The following is a 15,187-nucleotide window of genomic DNA, read 5'->3' on the forward strand; positions in this document are numbered from 1 at the left end:
GCTATGTCGGCCTCGCCCTCGTGGATCAGCAGGCGGTGGAAGTCCCGCCGCTCAGCTGAAGAGCGCGCGAAACGCATTCGCATGCTCAACGCTGAACTCGACGTCCGACGGGTGGCTTCTTCCGACCGCACCAAGACCATCGAGACCAAGGCGACCTTCGTTGTCGCCGTCGCGGCGCTCCTGGCGTCCGTCACGGGGTTGTCGCTCGTCACTTTGGAGACATTTCTTGTCGGACTAATCCCATTGGGGCTGATGGTGGCCGCCGTGGCCTCGGCGATGATGGCGCTGTGGCCACGCAAACTCGACGTGCCGTCGGCACGCTCATTGGTCGATACCCAGGTCGAGTCGCCCAAGACAGCCGACGAGCTCGACGATTTCATTCTCGAAGTCAAGGCCAAGGAAATCACCAAACGCGACGACCAGACGGAGGAGCGCGCGAAGCACACAGCACGCGCCTTCAAGTTCGTGTTCGCCGGACTGGTTTTCACGCTGTTAGTAGTAGCCCTCAACGCCCTCAGCCCTATCTGGAGTAGCAATGACGAAGCCGAACCCACCCAAACCCCAGTCAGCACCCAAGCCCCAACCACGCCCTGACGTGTCGATGGTGATGAATACGCTGACACACAGCGACGACACGCCATTGGAAACACGATGAGCGACGACGAGAAGCCGACGCCCGCGCCGTCTCGCCCCGACGTTGAGGCCGTGTTCAGGGAAGTCATGGCATCGCGGCATGACGAGCCGAAGGGGCAAAGCGATGAGTGACGCCACGACATCCCCTCCCGCACAGACGCCAGGGCCCGCGTCTGCGTCGGCTCGTCCTGACGTGGGGATGGTGTTCGAGACCCTGCTTGCATCGGGCGACCCGGGATCGAAGGAGAAGCCGTGAATAGAGAAGCGAATCCGACTCCGCCGCCGCCCAAGCCCGCACGCCCGGACGTCGACCAGGTTTTTAAACAGGTGAGCGAGAACAAGCGTCCGCCGCGACCGCGCGAGGCTGATTCTCAGTCGGACTAGGGCCCGAGCCGCTGTTACCTCGGGCGGTTTGCGCGCTCTTGTGGGATCACATAGCCGGGAGAAGCCGTGCTTCTGATTGCCTTAGATGCGATGTTGGAGGCTTCTAGTACCCTCTTGTTTACATCGACGTGACTGGGAGTTGTTATGGATGACGATCTGGACCTCGAAATCGAGGCGATGGGGAAAGTGTCGAAGGCGATTGGCGGGCTCGAAGAAGAGGTGCGCAGCCGGGTCATTCGTTGGGCCGCAGAGCGATATGGGGTTGCCCTTGGTGCGGCACCACGCAAGCAAGCCGCTGGCGGCGGGGTGGGCGTAGGCGAGGGCCTCAACGGTGGGGGGCTCGATGATGAGGAAGCACTCGACGAGCCCAGCGTCAGCGAAGACCACACCTGGAACCATTTCGCTGAGCTCTACCACGCATCGGGCGCATCTACTCACCCAGAGGGAATGCTGGTAGCCGCCTACTGGGTCCAAGCGCTCCAGAAGCACGAGTCCTTCGGATCCTTTGAACTCAACCAGCTCCTCAAAGATCTGGGGCACGGGGTGACAGGCACTTCGAAGGTTATGACGTCGCTCATCGCCAAGAAACCCGCGCTGATCCTCCAGCTCAAGAAATCCGGTAAGACTCAGCAGGCGCGCAAGACTTACAAGCTCACGGACGCGGGCAAGAAGGCTGTCGAGCAGATGATCGCGAATGGCGCTTGACCCGAAAGAAGCGTTCAGCGCACTCCCGCCGACGCTCGTGGCGGATCTGCTCGACGCGTTTCAGCAGGTTGTCAAGAACTATGCCGAGCATCGGTGGGAGCCGTCCGAGCTGAACGGCGGGAAACTCTGCGAGGCCGCTTACACGATCCTCGCGGGTTACTTCGCGGGGGCGTATGAACAGCGTTCCCACAAGCCCAAGGACATGGTTAGCGCCTGCCGAAACCTGGAGAAGGAGCAGGGCCCGCGCTCGGCACGTATCCAGATTCCTCGTATGGTCATGGCGCTTTACGAAATCCGCAACAATCGCGGTGTCGGTCACGCAGGTGGTGACGTGGACCCGAACCACATGGACGCCACGGCAGTGATCTACATGAGCAAGTGGGTGGTAGCCGAGCTCGTCCGCCTGCTCCATGGGCTGACGACAGACGAAGCTGCCGATCTGGTAGATGCCCTCGTAGAACGTGAGGTGGCCCTGGTCTGGCGGAACGGCGACAAGCGGCGCGTATTAGCTACAGGTTTGAGCTTACGCAAGGGCACCTTATTGCTTCTGTCCGGTGTGGTGGACGCGCGAGAGTCAGACCTGGTTTCCTGGCTTGAGCAAAAACGCCCGGGCGACTACCGCAATAAGATCCTCAAGCCGATGCACAAGGAACGTCTGGTCGAGTATGACCAGGCTGCTGGGACGGTGGCACTTCTCCCGCCGGGCGTGGCGGCGGCTGAGGCGCTCATCCACGAGTTAGGGGAGCGTCGCTAGTGGCGATCAACAACTGGTGGGACTCCGACTCATCCGAGATCTACTGGATGGAAATCCGGCAGGAGCCGGTCGGTCTTGGCGACTACCTCCGAGCCCCGAAAATAGCCGGAGACGGCAATCCGTCGTGGTCGTACGAGCTTGTCTCCTACGTTCAGCCAGGTGACCGCGTCTTCCACTGGCACCGGACGAGCACTGGCGAACCTGGCATCCTCGGGTGGTCCGAAGCCACCGGACCATTGGAGACGATCACGTGGTCTTGGCAAGCGCGCGGCACGCGTGGGAGAGAACGCGGGGTGCCCACAGTTGGGCCAACCTGGGACATGCCGCTGACCAGGTATACCGAGCTGGATTCGCCCGTCACGCGATCCGCTCTGAACGCGCGCCGGGCTGACGTGTTGAGCGTGATCGAGGACGTAGCCAGGATCTACGGCAAGCCGGTCTACGCGCCATTCCAGAACTACGGCGGTCGTGAACTGCGCGCCCAGCAGGGCTACCTCACCAAGTTCCCGGCCGCCCTCGTCTCCCTGCTATTCGATCTCCCAGCCGTTGGCGAAGCCGATGCGCCAGCCACTCGGAAGCGAACAGCCCGAACAGGTCGTGGCCAGGGCTACCTCGCGGACGCCGAGAAGCGAACCGCGCTCGAACGCCACGCCGTCCGCATCGCCATCGACCACTATCGGGCGGCTGGCGCGACGAGCATTGAAGAGCTCGGGAAACCGTACGATCTGCGAGTGATCCTCGACGGAGTAGAACGCCATATCGAGGTGAAGGGGTCGGTCGGCCAGGACCTGGAGAGCGTGCAACTCACCCAGGGAGAGGTTGAACACGCTCGGAGTTATCAGCCCACTGACCTGTTCGTGGTTGACGGGATCAGCGCGACTCGTGGCGACGGTGGCAAGGTCGAGACCTCAGGCGGAAATGTTCGCATCTGGGCGGAGTGGGCTCCGAGTGACAAAGCGCTCCGCCCGACGCACTTGCGCTACAGTCTCCCGTCGTCCTAGACGTAACCGGCGCGCGTTCTCACGCGGATCGACGTACGACCGGGAAACAGGCGCGCGGGGATTGTGGCGAGGCATATGCGGATGCTGGAATGGACGGGTGCCGTTGTCGTGACGCTCCTTTCAGCGCTCCGCCCCCAGTCCTTCCCAGCTGGGGGCGGAGTCGTATCCGGCCAGAGCCCGCCCGCGCCCACCCGCTCGCGTGACGCATAGACAGAATCCCAGATGAAACGGTAAAATTGGGTCTGGCAGTGAGAGCCCTAGGGACCCTCGGAGGACGCCTACTCCGAGGGTCTCGCCATATCCCGGCGAGGGCATGCGACACGTCGGGGAGAACCGGGTTACTTGCGCTACACGTACTGGGGGTGATTTGATGGGTCCCGCAAGGCGCTCAGCGCCCCGAGAAGAAGAGACATCAGAGAGAGTCCGACCCCAGGCGTGGGCGAGGCGACGGGAACCGGCACCGTAGACCGGCGGCGAGGCACCACTCGGTGCAGTAGCTAGACGCCCTCCTAGAGGGACTCCTCCGTTGTCCGTTTCACCCACGTCCGCCGACTTCAAACCCGCTCCCATCGCTGACGCCGATCTGGCGTACCTGCTCCGGCTCCTGTTCGCTCCCGCCGAGGCGGTGGCCTCGTGACGCTCCACCAGGTCGGCGAGCGTCTGCTCATCGCGACCGGGACCACCCTCAGCGCCGGGTACCTCGCCGTCTACGCGGCCTACCTCATCCTCCGAGCTGTCGGAGGCCACTGGTGAGGCCCCCACGTCACGCGCTGGAGTCCAGCGAGCCTGGCGACAACCTAGCGCTGACCGCCGCTCTCGAATGGGCCGCGCACGGCTGGCCGGTGTTCCCGCTCCGCCGCAACGACAAGACCCCCGCGATCCCCAGCGCCCACAAGGGCGAGAAGGGTCCGAAGTGTGACGGGCGATGCGGCAAGCTCGGGCACGGCGTCCTCGACGCCTCGACCGACCCCGAGGCCATCCGGCGACTATTCGCCCGCTATCCGGACGCCAACATCGGCGGCGCGACCCTCGGACGTGTCGTCTTCGACTTCGACGTCCAACACGGTGGCAAGCAGTCCGACGTGTTCCCCACGACGAGGGAGCACCTCAGCGGGCGGGGCAACGGTAACTCGCACCTGATCTATCGGGTTGGCGGCGACCTCGCGCGCCTCATCCGGCCCGGAGCCCACGTCCTCGGGCACGGGATTGACATCCGGGCCACGCACGGCTCGTACGTGGTCCTGCCGCCGTCGCTTCACCCTGACACCCTCAAGCCCTACACGGTCGCCGACGAGTCAGTGCCGGAGCACACCCTGACTGATGACGAGGTGCGCGCGATCTTCGCCGCACACGGCAAGCCCGCCCCGGGCGAGCGGAAGACCCCCGACGCTGGGTCCTCCTTGGCCTCTCTCGACCTCCCGGAGGGCGGGGCATGGTTCGGTGGGTCCGGGGTCGTCCAGCTTCTCGGGAGCCCGCCGGAGCGCGGGACCGGAGAGATGAACGACTGGCTGACCCGCGTGGCCGGACATTACGCCCAGCAGTACCGGACGAAGCGCGACCTCTACGAATGGCACGTCAGGGACGCCGCCGCGAAGGTCGATCCCGACTACGAGGACACCGAGAAAGTCCTCGAATCGATCTGGGCAACGGAACAGGCAAAACCGGAGGATGCGGACGAGCGCCAACAGCGAGTCGCGGAGCGGGTGGAGTCAAAGCTCGTCGAGCACGAGGCGAAGGCACTGTTCGCCCGCACGCTCGCAGAACTCGAACCCGCCGAACCGTTCGACGTGGGCTCGCTCGCCGAGATCCTCGCCCGGCCCGACACTGAACGGTTCAGAGTCGACGGGCTCCTGCTCTCCGAGGGGTTTACGACCGTGGTGGCCGCACGGAAGACCGGCAAGACCACATTCAACCTGAACCTTGCAGACTCGCTCCTCAGCGGACGCGACTTCCTCGGGCAGTTCCCCGTCGAACCGGTCGAAGGGCGCATCGCGCTCCTCAACTTCGAGGTTGCGGCCAAGCAGGTGGCGCACTGGGCCAACCTCGTAGGCGTCGACCCTGACCGGTTCGACATCGTCACACTCCGAGGTCGCCGGAACCCGCTCCTGCACCCACAGGATCGAGCCGACCTCGCAGAGTACCTGCGCGGGCGGAAGGTCGAGTTCCTGTTCGTTGACCCGTTCAGCCGTGCGTTCTACGGCGAGAGCCAGCAGGACAACACCCAGGTGCAAGCATTCCTGTCAGATCTCGACGTGTTCGCCCGCTCGGAGGTCGGAGCCACGGACGTGGTACTGAACGTACACGCGGGCTGGAACGCCGACCGTTCGCGCGGCGCGTCCGCACTGGAGGACCACCCGGACTCGATCATCTGGCTCAAGCCCGGGGATCGGGAAAAGGGCGATAGGTCGACCTACATCGAGGCGAAGGGCCGCGACGTGGACATCGAGGAGATGCAACTGGCGTTCGACCCGACCACGTACCGGCTCTCGCTGACCGGCGAGGGCTCACGGCGCGAGGTGAAGCTCGCCCAGAAGCAGAGCGATCTCGAACCGGCGATCCTGCGAGCCGTCGCGGCAGAGCCCGGGATTAACACCAAGGGCGTCACCGAGAACCTGCGCACGGCGGGCGTGCCATTCCAGAAGGGTGACGAGACGAAGACCCTCAAGGCGATGCTCGAAGGTGGCCGGATCGGCTGGAAGAAGGGCGAGCGCAACGCCTCGCTGTGGTACCCGGCAGGACACCCGGACGCGGTGACGAAAGCACCTCTCGCGGGCGTCGGGGAGGTGGGGTTCTGATGCAATCTCCCCGGAATCTCCCCGCCCCAGTCTCCCCGGAATCTCCCCGAGCCGAGAGCCCCGTCATGACGGGACCTCCCCGAATCTCCCCGAGTCTCCCCGCCAGCGTCCCCACCCAATCTCCCCGCCCCCCTTTTAGGGGCGGGGAGACGGGGAGATTCACGGGGACACCGACGATGACCGCCGTTCCTGACACCTCGGCAACACCTGATGCCCACCAAGGAGGCGCGGAAATGACCGACCACCAGCAGGCCCCCGGCACTCTGCCCACCTGGCCTGCGTGGCTGGTCCCGCACGCCGACGAGGTGGCCTCATGGGGGCCTGCGCCGACCGCACCCGACTGCTGGGTGCCCGGATGCCAGAACAGCGCTCGTCTGCTCGGGCTCTGCAAGACCCACTACGCCCGGGCCGAGCGAACGTGGCGACCGCGGCCGTCGCATATCGCGCGAGGCAAGACCGGGCGCAAGCAGCCCACCACCACCGACGCGCCGAAGGACAAGAACCAGTGAGTGCCCTTCGCTTCTCGCAGGGCTCGGGGAGCTCGCACCCCGCCGAGAGTGCCCGGGTGGTGCGCGAGGTCACGGACAGCCCTACCGGAGGCCGGGGACGGTCACTCCCAAGCCTGGCTACGCCCCGGAGCCCACATGACCAGATTCCCGCCGAACAATCCGACGCGGCCCACAGCGCCGAGGAACGGCGCGTCGGCCCAGCGTCCGACTGCGAAACAAACGCGCGGGCACCTCCGCGCCGCCCGACCTTCGTTACCAACACCAACACCAACACCAACACCAACACCAACACCAACAAGGAGCACGACATGAGCAAGAACACCGAGACCCCGGTTCGGACGACCAAGATTCACACGCTGGATGACCTGCACGAGAGCGACTTTCAGGAGCTCTTACAGTGCGCCAGTGGCAACCCCGCCGCCACGCCTGCGTGGTTTGTCGAGGGTGGCTTTTTCAGTGAGGAGATGCTGGAGGACCGCCGCCGAGCTGTCCGCCACTTCGACTGCGTGACCGCTCCGGACGTCAAGCACGCGATCCGCCGTATCCGGGAGTCCCGATCTTGGAAGCTCTTCAGGCGAGTCGATGACATCGACATGGTGCTCACGTTCGCCTTCGCTGTGCTGGAGAAGATCGGGGCCGAGGACGAGTTCGCGGGTCTGGAGCAGTTCGGACCGATCAAGCGCTCGGTGAACAGGGCCCTGCGCGACTGGCAGTAACGAACTGGCCCGGTGCCGTTGCTTCGGTGGCGGCACCGGGCACCCGAGACGCTCACGAAAGGAGCACACGATGAACACGAATAACAACTGGGACAGGCTCACCCAGGAGCAGAAGGAGCGCGCCACGGGCGAGTTCGTCATGCACACCCGGGGCGGCGCAGACCCCCGGGCGCTAGCTCGGATGCTGGATCGGATGGAGTCGCTCGCGACTAGCGCGGCGCTGTGGAACCTCTGGGTAACCGAGCAGATCGAGGTCGCCTGGGACGAGGGGCACCAGGAGATCGCGTGGTACGTGCCGGAGCCTGACGAGGAGGACGAGCGATGACTGAGTCAGCGGAGAACGCGCCGAGCCTGGCAGGCATCAATATCCACCCCACGGTAAGGGGGGTGGGCCACCTCCAGCGGCTGTTGGAAGACCCCAAGTCAGTGTCAGGTTTCAAGCAGTTCTGGGGTGGCCCGAACTACCTTGACCTCGGCTACGTCGGGGGAAGCTTCTACTGGGGTATCTCTGGTCGGAGCGACTATCAGCGAGGCCTTACCGCCGCCGAGGTCGTCGTGGCGCTCACGCCGATCCTCGAACGTCCGGAGCTGGCGTGGACGTGCGCGAATTGCAGGGCGCGGATCGGCGAACGTTGCACGGGGCAGGGCGAGTCGCATGCCTCACGGGTCGCCAAGTTTGAACGGTACGAGCGCCGTCACGCCCCCGAGCCCGACGCGGTAGCCGCGTCGTGAGCGCGCTTCCCAGTCGGACTGCACCACGACCGGTGGCTACTCCGTCCGTGGCGTGTCGGGGCGCAGTTCACCGAGCGGCTCGCGACGCGACGACACGTCCGGACTGCACGGAATCTTGACGCGATATATCTCGATACATTTTGCTTGAAAGTGGATCAGGAAATACCTGGTCAGACAAAAGAACGGATACCCCATGAGCGCCAAGGCAATCGCCGTCGAGATCCCCCTCAATACCTGCGCCTGCGGCACCTGCCACGAGGCGGTCGGACCCAAGGCGATTTACCGCCCCGGGCACGACGCCCGCCACGTCTCCGCCCTGCTTGGCGGGCTCATCAACACCCAGCAGGACGGTAAGCCCGTCACCAAGGCCCTCATCAACGCGGAGGCCAAGGCCCTGCCGAGCGAGGCCCTTCGCGCGAAGTTCACCCGCGCCGCCGAGCGCCTCGTCGCCAAGCATGCCGAGGCCGACGCCCAGGAGGTGAGGGCCGAGTGAATCACGAATGGCGACCCGTCCCCGGGTTCGAAGGGCTCTACGAAGTCTCGGACTCCGGCCAGATCCGCAACGCCCGCCCCAGCCAGGGACGCCCCGCAGGGTACGTCCTGTCCACACCTGTCAACCCGACCACCGGAAACGCCATCGTGCGCCTCTACGGCCCGCAGGGCGGCAAGACCCTCGCGGTACATCGGCTGGTCGCTCGGGCGTTCCACGGGGAGCCGCCTGTGGGCGCGAGGGCCAAGCGCCTCAACGGTCACAAGGCCGACAACCGCGCCACCAACCTCGAATGGGAGGTCACATCGTGACGAAGAGCAAGATCACACGCGCCGCCGTGCTAACCCGCGTGTCAACGGATGAGCAAGCAGGGGAAGGCTCGACCTCCCTGGAGGACCAGGCCCGACTCGGAGTCGAGTTCATCGAATCGAAGGGTTGGGAGTTCACGGGCGAGGTCTACCAAGACGTGATGTCCGGCACCCTCCCGGTGAGGAGCCGACCCGAGCTCCGGCGCGCGATCCAGGACGCCGCGCGGGGCGAGTTCGACGTGCTGGTTGTGTTGAACCTGTCGCGGCTCTCCCGCAAGCTCCGAGTGTCCGCAGAAGTGGCCGACGACCTGGCCGAAGTGGGGGTCGGCATCGCGTCGGTGCAGGAATCGATGATCGACACCTCCACACCCTCGGGCCGGTTCGTATTCGCCCAGTTCTGCGCCATCGCGGAGCTCGACCGTGAGTCGATCCTCATCAAGACCGTGGCCGGTCAGCGGGCGCTCGCCCGTCAGAACCGCCTGCCCGGGGGCGAGCCGCCCTACGGGTATCGCCGAGTGGGGTCGAAGCGGGATTCTCGGGTGGTCGTCGACGAGGCAGAGCGCGAGGTCCTCCGGCTCGGGTATGACCTGTTGGTAAAACGCCGCAAGAACGCCTATCAGGTGGCCGAGCACTTCAATGATGCCGGAATCAAGCCGCGCAAGGCCGATCGGTGGTCCGCAGAGGTAGTCCGCCACATGTGGCGCAACCCGGCCCACTCCACCGGCAAGGTCATCTGGGGTCTGCCAAAGACCAGCGGAGCCGGAGGGCAACGCCGACACAAAGCCAAGGTGGACCGCCAGGGCAATCCGGTCTACGGCGCGCCAGTCGAGATCGACCTCGGCAACCCCGTGTTCACCGCCGCCGAGCACCGGGCGCTGATTCGCGCCCTCGAACGCCGGAGCACCGGGACGGTGGCAAACCCGGCGGTGTCTCGACTGCTGACGGGCAGGGTGTTCACCCACGAGGGCCACGCGATGTACGGCGTGAACTTGCCCCGTGAGGCGTGGCAGGGTGCCTACCGGTGTGCCACCCGCCGCCAGTCCGCTGGGGCCAACCGGTGCTCCTGCCCTCAACTTCGGGCGCTCCCGATTGAGGAGCTGGTCTGGGCCGAGGTGGTCCGCATCCTGTCGGACCCGGCGCGGCTGGAGGCGGCGGCTCGGGCTTACCTTGCCCTGCCAGAGGAGGGCGGCGACGCCGAGGCGGACCGGCGGGCGCTGGATGGCGTGCGGGCAGAAATCGAGCGCTTCGAACGTGGGCTCGCGAAGGCCGAACGGGGGGTGCTCCTCGCGGACTCGGATGAGGACGAGCGGCGACAGGCCGCGCTGGTGGCCGACCTCAAGCGGGAGCTTTCCGCCGCCCGCGAGCGGCTGGTCGGGTACGAGGCGTTGGTGTCCTCGGAGGAGGCGCGGAACCAGGCCCTCAGCGACGTGGCCGCGCTGGCGGACCGCGCACGGGGGCGGCTCCACACGCTGGCGGACGCGGAACGCGCCGAGGTGGTGCGGATCCTCCAGGTGTCCGTGGTCTGCTCGGGTCCGGTGGTTGCTGGGATGCCTGAATCGGTTGCGATCAGCGGGGTCATTGACCCGCGCATGTGGGGCACGGACTCGGGCACCAGCGGGTCGTCGGCTAGTCCGACCCCGGCTGATTCACCCAGCGGTGCTCAGTCAGCACCGGGGGTCGCTCCATGGCCGCGGTGGCCTTCGCCGGGTTGCTGGTCGTGATCATGCGCTCCGATGAGGTGCGTGGCATCCTCACCGATCTGGTCCGACGGGCGCTGACGGTGGCGTGATGCGCATCGGTCGGGAGAGCGACGGCGGCACGCGCGGAACACTCCGCGGTGAGCGCGGATCGGTCGCGGCCGAGCTCGCCGTCGCGCTCCCGGCGGCGCTGCTGGCACTGCTGCTCGGCGTCGGCGCCCTGAGCGCCGCGGCGACGCAGGTGTCGCTGCAGGATGCCGCTGCGGACGCCGCCCGGCTGCTCGGTCGTGGTGAGAGTCAGGCCAGGGCAGCCGGCGTCGTCTCGGCCTCCGTCGCCGGTGCCCGCTCTGACTCGCGCGCCGCCGGTGACCTGGTCTGCGTCACCGCATCGATCGATCTGAAGGTCGGCCGCATCATCTCGGTGCCGCTTCGGGCATCCAGCTGCGCGCTCGCGGGCGGCCTGTGAAGCAGACGGTCTGTGAGCGACGAGAGAAGAACGCAAGGAGGACAGGATTATGGCAGGAACAGCGCTCGCCGCGGGCGTGCTGACGGTCGCGGCGACCCTCTCACTCGGCCTCGCCGCCGTGGGCGGTGCCGCCGTCACCGCCCAGCGCGCGGCCGGCGCCGCCGATGCCGCAGCGCTCGCCGCAGCCGATGCCGCATCGGGCGCGATCACCACACCGGATGACCCCTGCGTGCTCGCGGAACGCGTCGCGGCAGCATCCGATGCGACCCTCTCGGCGTGTCGCATCGATGTATTCACGGCGACAGTCGAGGTCAGATCCGCGTACGCTGGTCTCGTCGCCGTCTCCCGGGCCCGAGCGGGCCCACCCGAGGATCCATGACGACGATTCCCTCACACCGCATCAGTGGTTTCGATGGCGCCCGTTCATCGATACTCTCGGCCCACACCGGGAATGCGGTGTGTATGGTGTGCTTCGAAGAAAGGACGCACCCTTGGCTGAAGGCAAGAAGCTCGTCATCGTCGAGTCCCCGACGAAGATGCGATCGATCCAGGGTTACCTCGGCGACGGTTACGAGGTGCTCAGCTCGGTCGGCCACATCCGCGACCTCGCCGACAAGAAGGACATCCCGGCCGACGACAAGAAGGCATACGGGAAGTACTCGATCGACGTCGAGAACGACTTCGATCCCTACTACGTCGTCTCCGACCGCAAGACCAAGACGGTCGCCGAGCTGCGCCGCGCGCTCAAGAGCGCCGACGAAGTCCTGCTCGCAACAGATGAGGACCGCGAGGGCGAAGCCATCGCGTGGCACCTGCTGGAGACGCTCAAGCCCAAGGTTCCCGTCAAGCGCATGGTCTTCCACGAGATCACCAAGGACGCGATCCAGGCAGCGGTCGGCAACACGCGCGAGCTCGACCTCGCCCTGGTCGACGCGCAGGAGACCCGACGCATCCTCGACCGCCTGTACGGCTGGGACGTCTCGCCGGTGCTCTGGTACAAGGTGAAGTCCGGGCTTTCGGCCGGCCGCGTGCAGTCCGCCGCCACCCGCATGATCGTCGAGCGCGAACGTGAGCGGATGGCCTTCGTCTCGGCCGAGTACTGGGACGTCGAGGCGATGGCAGCCGCCACCGGTCAGGCGTTCTCTACCCGCCTCGTGCGCGTCGACGGCGGCCAGCTGGCCCGCGGCACCGACTTCGACGACACCGGAAAGCTGAAGAAGGCCGTCGTCATCCTCTCGGAGGAACAGGCGAACGCCCTCGCCGCCGCGGTCGAGGCCGCAGGCAGTGCGACCGTCAGCAAGGTCGAGGCCAAACCAGGCACGCGCAGCCCCTACGCTCCCTTCACCACCTCCACCATGCAGCAGGAGGCCGGTCGCAAGCTCTCGATGAGCGCGAAGCACGCCATGGGCGTCGCCCAGCGTCTCTATGAGAAGGGGTACATCACTTATATGCGCACCGACTCGGTCGCGCTGAGCACGCAGGCGATCCAGGCCGCGCGCAGCCAGGCCGTCGCGCTGTACGGCGACGCCGCTGTGCCGCTGAAGCCCCGCGTGTACAAGTCCAAGAGCAAGAACGCGCAGGAGGCGCACGAGGCGATCCGCCCGTCCGGCGACACCTTCCGTACGCCGTCGTCGGTCTCGTCTGGCCTCGACCGCGACGAGCAGCGCCTGTACGACCTGATCTGGAAGCGCACCGTCGCGAGCCAGATGTCGGATGCCAAGTACGAGACCACCACGGTCACTCTCGAGGCCGACGCTGCCGGTCAGAAGGCCGAGTTCACGGCATCCGGCACCGTCTACACGTTCCGCGGCTTCCTCGAGGCCTACGAAGAGGGACGCGACGAGAAGCGCAACTCGCAGGACAAGGCCGATGACCAGTCGCTGCCCGCCGTCGCCGTCGGCGACGAGGTGGGGATGTCGGATGCTGTCGCCAAGGGACACCGCACCACACCGAAGCCGCGGTACACCGAGGCTTCGCTGGTGAAGGCGCTGGAGGAGCACGGCATCGGTCGTCCGTCGACCTTCGCCAGCACCATCGGCACGGTGATCGACCGAGGCTACGCCACCAAGCGCGGCCAGGCGCTCGTGCCGACCTGGCTGGCGTTCAGCGTGGTGCGGCTGCTCGAGCAGCATTTCGCCACCCTGATCGATTACGACTTCACCGCCGCTCTCGAGGACGACCTCGACGCGATCGCGCGTGGTGAGCAGAATCGCGTGGAGTGGCTGCGCCGGTTCTACTACGGTGCCGATGACCAGGTCGGGCTCCGACAGGTGGTCGACAACCTGGGTGAGATCGACGCGCGTGCGCTGAACTCCACCCGCATCACCGACACGGCCACGCTGCGCTTCGGCAAGTACGGCCCGTACCTCGAGGTCGTCGATCCGGCGAACCCGGACGCGAAGCCGCGCATCGTCAACGTGCCAGAGGATCTCGCGCCGGACGAACTGACGGCTGAGAAGGCGCAGGAGCTCGTCGACGCCCCCGTCGCCGGCGACCGCGTGCTGGGGGAGAATCCCGAGAACGGCAAGATCATCGTCGTCAAGGATGGTCGCTTCGGTCCGTACGTGCAGGAGAACGATCCCGTCTCCGAGGACGACGCCGTCGACACCGCCACCGGTGAGGTCGTCGAGGTCGAGAAGCCGAAGAAGAAGGCGAAGAAGGACACCGCTCCCAAGCCGCGCACTGGTTCGCTGTTCCGCTCGATGTCGGTCGACACCATCGACCTCGACACGGCGCTGCAGCTGCTCAGCCTGCCGCGGGTCGTGGGCAAGGACCCGGAGTCGGGTGAGGAGATCACGGCACAGAACGGCCGGTTCGGTCCGTACCTGAAGAAAGGCACCGACTCGCGCTCGCTGGAGAGCGAGTCGCAGATCTTCGACATCACGCTCGAGCAGGCTCTGGAGCTGTACGCGCAGCCGAAGTACGGTGCCCGCAAGGCATCCAGCGCGCTCGCCGAGTTCGATGCCGACCCGGTCAGCGGCAAGCCGATCCGCGTGCGCGACGGCCGGTTCGGCGCGTATGTGACCGACGGCGAGACGAACGTGACGATCCCGCGCGGGCAGACGCCGGACGACATCACGTTCGAGATCGCCGTGCAGATGCTGGCCGACAAGCGTGCCAAGGGGCCGGTCAAGCGCGGCGCGAAGAAGGCTCCAGCCAAGAAGGCTCCGGCCAAGAAGGCCGCGGCCAAGAAGCCCGCTGCGAAGAAGAAGGCGCCCGCCAAGACGGCGAAGTCGGATGCCGAGAAGGCCGCCGCCCGCTCGGCCGCGGCGAAGAAGGCCGCCGCGACCCGTGCAGCGAACCGCGTGCTGAGCGAGCGCAGTGAGTCCTAGCGAACGCGAAGGCGAATTCGTGACCCGGACCGACGGGCTCTGGGTCACGTTCGAGGGCGGTGACGGATCGGGCAAGTCGACTCAGTCGGCGCTGCTGTCCACCTGGCTCGGCGAGCAGGGACGCACCGTGCTGCACACCCGCGAGCCCGGCGGCTCCGAGGTGGGCGTGCTCATCCGCGACATCGTGCTGCATCACCGTGGCGACATCGCGCCGCGCGCCGAGGCGCTGCTGTACGCCGCCGACCGCGCACACCACGTGGCGACCGTCGTGCGACCGGCACTCGAGCGTGGCGACGTCGTCATCCAGGACCGCTATCTCGACTCGTCCGTCGCTTACCAGGGCGCGGGGCGCGTGCTGGATGCCGGCGAGGTGCGCGACCTGTCGCTCTGGGCGACCGAGGGTGCGCTGCCGGATCTGACCGTGCTGCTTGACATCGATCCTGCACTCGCGCGCCAACGGCTGGACGCGGACGACAAGCCCTTCGACCGGCTCGAGGCCGAGAAGGAGGAGTTCCACGCGCGCGTGCGGGCGGCGTTCCTTGCTCTCGCCGCGGCCGAGCCCCAGCGCTTCCTCGTCGTCGATGCGACCGCCGACCCCGATGACATCGCCGTGCTGGTGCGCGCGCGCATCGCACGCCTGCTCTGAGTGTCCATCCCGCGCGCAG

Annotated in this window: 16 protein-coding genes and 1 pseudogene; all 17 read left to right on the plus strand. The window is 66.6% G+C overall.

Features of this window, described 5'->3' with window-relative positions; genetic code table 11:
* Positions 1-3: 3 nt before the first annotated feature.
* The 17 genes and pseudogenes from MNR00_RS04525 (at position 4) to tmk (ending at position 15,168) form a co-directional block, all read left to right on the plus strand.
* The gene (locus tag MNR00_RS04525) at positions 4-594 is read left to right on the plus strand and encodes a hypothetical protein (protein ID WP_241927982.1); all 591 of its coding nucleotides are present in this window, start codon (positions 4-6) and stop codon (positions 592-594) included.
* A gap of 567 nt (positions 595-1,161) precedes the next feature.
* Positions 1,162-1,722 (plus strand): hypothetical protein, encoded by a 561-nt coding sequence (locus MNR00_RS04530; protein WP_241927983.1) that lies wholly within the window; start codon positions 1,162-1,164, stop codon positions 1,720-1,722.
* Positions 1,712-2,476, plus strand: coding sequence for a hypothetical protein (locus MNR00_RS04535; protein WP_241927984.1), 765 nt, complete (start codon positions 1,712-1,714; stop codon positions 2,474-2,476). Before MNR00_RS04530 ends, MNR00_RS04535 begins: the two co-directional genes overlap by 11 nt.
* A complete protein-coding gene (locus tag MNR00_RS04540; RefSeq protein WP_241927985.1) occupies positions 2,476-3,477 on the plus strand; it encodes a DUF3883 domain-containing protein in 1,002 nt (333 codons plus the stop codon). Before MNR00_RS04535 ends, MNR00_RS04540 begins: the two co-directional genes overlap by 1 nt.
* 842 nt (positions 3,478-4,319) lie before the next feature.
* The gene (locus MNR00_RS04545; protein WP_241927986.1) at positions 4,320-6,272 is read left to right on the plus strand and encodes an AAA family ATPase; all 1,953 of its coding nucleotides are present in this window, start codon (positions 4,320-4,322) and stop codon (positions 6,270-6,272) included.
* A gap of 233 nt (positions 6,273-6,505) precedes the next feature.
* Positions 6,506-6,781 carry a hypothetical protein gene (locus MNR00_RS04550; protein ID WP_241927987.1) on the plus strand — a complete coding sequence of 92 codons (276 nt, stop codon included), beginning with the start codon at positions 6,506-6,508 and terminating at the stop codon, positions 6,779-6,781.
* Between the two features lie 308 nt (positions 6,782-7,089).
* Positions 7,090-7,497 (plus strand): hypothetical protein, encoded by a 408-nt coding sequence (locus MNR00_RS04555; protein WP_241927988.1) that lies wholly within the window; start codon positions 7,090-7,092, stop codon positions 7,495-7,497.
* 70 nt (positions 7,498-7,567) lie between these two features.
* Positions 7,568-7,822, plus strand: a complete 255-nt coding sequence (locus MNR00_RS04560) for a hypothetical protein (RefSeq protein ID WP_241927989.1) — start codon at positions 7,568-7,570, stop codon at positions 7,820-7,822.
* On the plus strand, positions 7,819-8,229 hold the full coding sequence (locus tag MNR00_RS04565; protein WP_241927990.1) for a hypothetical protein: 411 nt from the start codon (positions 7,819-7,821) through the stop codon (positions 8,227-8,229). Before MNR00_RS04560 ends, MNR00_RS04565 begins: the two co-directional genes overlap by 4 nt.
* Before the next feature lie 193 nt (positions 8,230-8,422).
* Positions 8,423-8,722, plus strand: a complete 300-nt coding sequence (locus tag MNR00_RS04570) for a hypothetical protein (RefSeq protein WP_241927991.1) — start codon at positions 8,423-8,425, stop codon at positions 8,720-8,722.
* Complete coding sequence (locus MNR00_RS04575; protein ID WP_241927992.1) at positions 8,719-9,030, plus strand: NUMOD4 domain-containing protein; 312 nt, start codon at positions 8,719-8,721, stop codon at positions 9,028-9,030. Before MNR00_RS04570 ends, MNR00_RS04575 begins: the two co-directional genes overlap by 4 nt.
* Positions 9,012-10,748 (plus strand): recombinase family protein, encoded by a 1,737-nt coding sequence (locus tag MNR00_RS04580; protein WP_241927993.1) that lies wholly within the window; start codon positions 9,012-9,014, stop codon positions 10,746-10,748. Before MNR00_RS04575 ends, MNR00_RS04580 begins: the two co-directional genes overlap by 19 nt.
* Positions 10,688-10,816, plus strand: a pseudogene (locus MNR00_RS04585) (DUF4244 domain-containing protein); the annotation flags it as partial. The gene MNR00_RS04580 and the pseudogene MNR00_RS04585, both read left to right, overlap by 61 nt.
* Positions 10,816-11,190: a TadE family type IV pilus minor pilin gene (locus tag MNR00_RS04590; protein WP_241927994.1), complete on the plus strand. Its 375-nt coding sequence runs from the start codon at positions 10,816-10,818 to the stop codon at positions 11,188-11,190. The pseudogene MNR00_RS04585 and the gene MNR00_RS04590, both read left to right, overlap by 1 nt.
* Positions 11,191-11,239: 49 nt before the next feature.
* Complete coding sequence (locus MNR00_RS04595; RefSeq protein WP_241927995.1) at positions 11,240-11,569, plus strand: helicase; 330 nt, start codon at positions 11,240-11,242, stop codon at positions 11,567-11,569.
* Positions 11,570-11,681: 112 nt separating this feature from the next.
* Positions 11,682-14,522, plus strand: coding sequence for a type I DNA topoisomerase (topA, locus tag MNR00_RS04600; protein WP_241927996.1), 2,841 nt, complete (start codon positions 11,682-11,684; stop codon positions 14,520-14,522).
* A gap of 19 nt (positions 14,523-14,541) precedes the next feature.
* Positions 14,542-15,168 (plus strand): dTMP kinase, encoded by a 627-nt coding sequence (gene tmk / locus MNR00_RS04605; RefSeq protein WP_241927997.1) that lies wholly within the window; start codon positions 14,542-14,544, stop codon positions 15,166-15,168.
* Positions 15,169-15,187: the final 19 nt, after the last annotated feature.

The sequence above is a fragment of the Microbacterium sp. H1-D42 genome (genome assembly GCF_022637555.1).
GTDB lineage: Bacteria > Actinomycetota > Actinomycetes > Actinomycetales > Microbacteriaceae > Microbacterium.

What these genes read in the sequence shown, in the direction of transcription:
- MNR00_RS04565 (WP_241927990.1), top strand. Translation starts at nt 7,819, where the DNA reads ATGACTGAGTCAGCGGAGAACGCGCCGAGCCTGGCAGGCATCAATATC.
- MNR00_RS04555 (WP_241927988.1), top strand. Translation starts at nt 7,090, where the DNA reads ATGAGCAAGAACACCGAGACCCCGGTTCGGACGACCAAGATTCACACG.
- MNR00_RS04535 (WP_241927984.1), top strand. Translation starts at nt 1,712, where the DNA reads ATGGCGCTTGACCCGAAAGAAGCGTTCAGCGCACTCCCGCCGACGCTC.
- MNR00_RS04550 (WP_241927987.1), top strand. Translation starts at nt 6,506, where the DNA reads ATGACCGACCACCAGCAGGCCCCCGGCACTCTGCCCACCTGGCCTGCG.
- MNR00_RS04570 (WP_241927991.1), top strand. Translation starts at nt 8,423, where the DNA reads ATGAGCGCCAAGGCAATCGCCGTCGAGATCCCCCTCAATACCTGCGCC.
- MNR00_RS04595 (WP_241927995.1), top strand. Translation starts at nt 11,240, where the DNA reads ATGGCAGGAACAGCGCTCGCCGCGGGCGTGCTGACGGTCGCGGCGACC.
- MNR00_RS04590 (WP_241927994.1), top strand. Translation starts at nt 10,816, where the DNA reads ATGCGCATCGGTCGGGAGAGCGACGGCGGCACGCGCGGAACACTCCGC.
- MNR00_RS04580 (WP_241927993.1), top strand. Translation starts at nt 9,012, where the DNA reads ATGGGAGGTCACATCGTGACGAAGAGCAAGATCACACGCGCCGCCGTG.
- MNR00_RS04530 (WP_241927983.1), top strand. Translation starts at nt 1,162, where the DNA reads ATGGATGACGATCTGGACCTCGAAATCGAGGCGATGGGGAAAGTGTCG.
- MNR00_RS04525 (WP_241927982.1), top strand. Translation starts at nt 4, where the DNA reads ATGTCGGCCTCGCCCTCGTGGATCAGCAGGCGGTGGAAGTCCCGCCGC.
- MNR00_RS04560 (WP_241927989.1), top strand. Translation starts at nt 7,568, where the DNA reads ATGAACACGAATAACAACTGGGACAGGCTCACCCAGGAGCAGAAGGAG.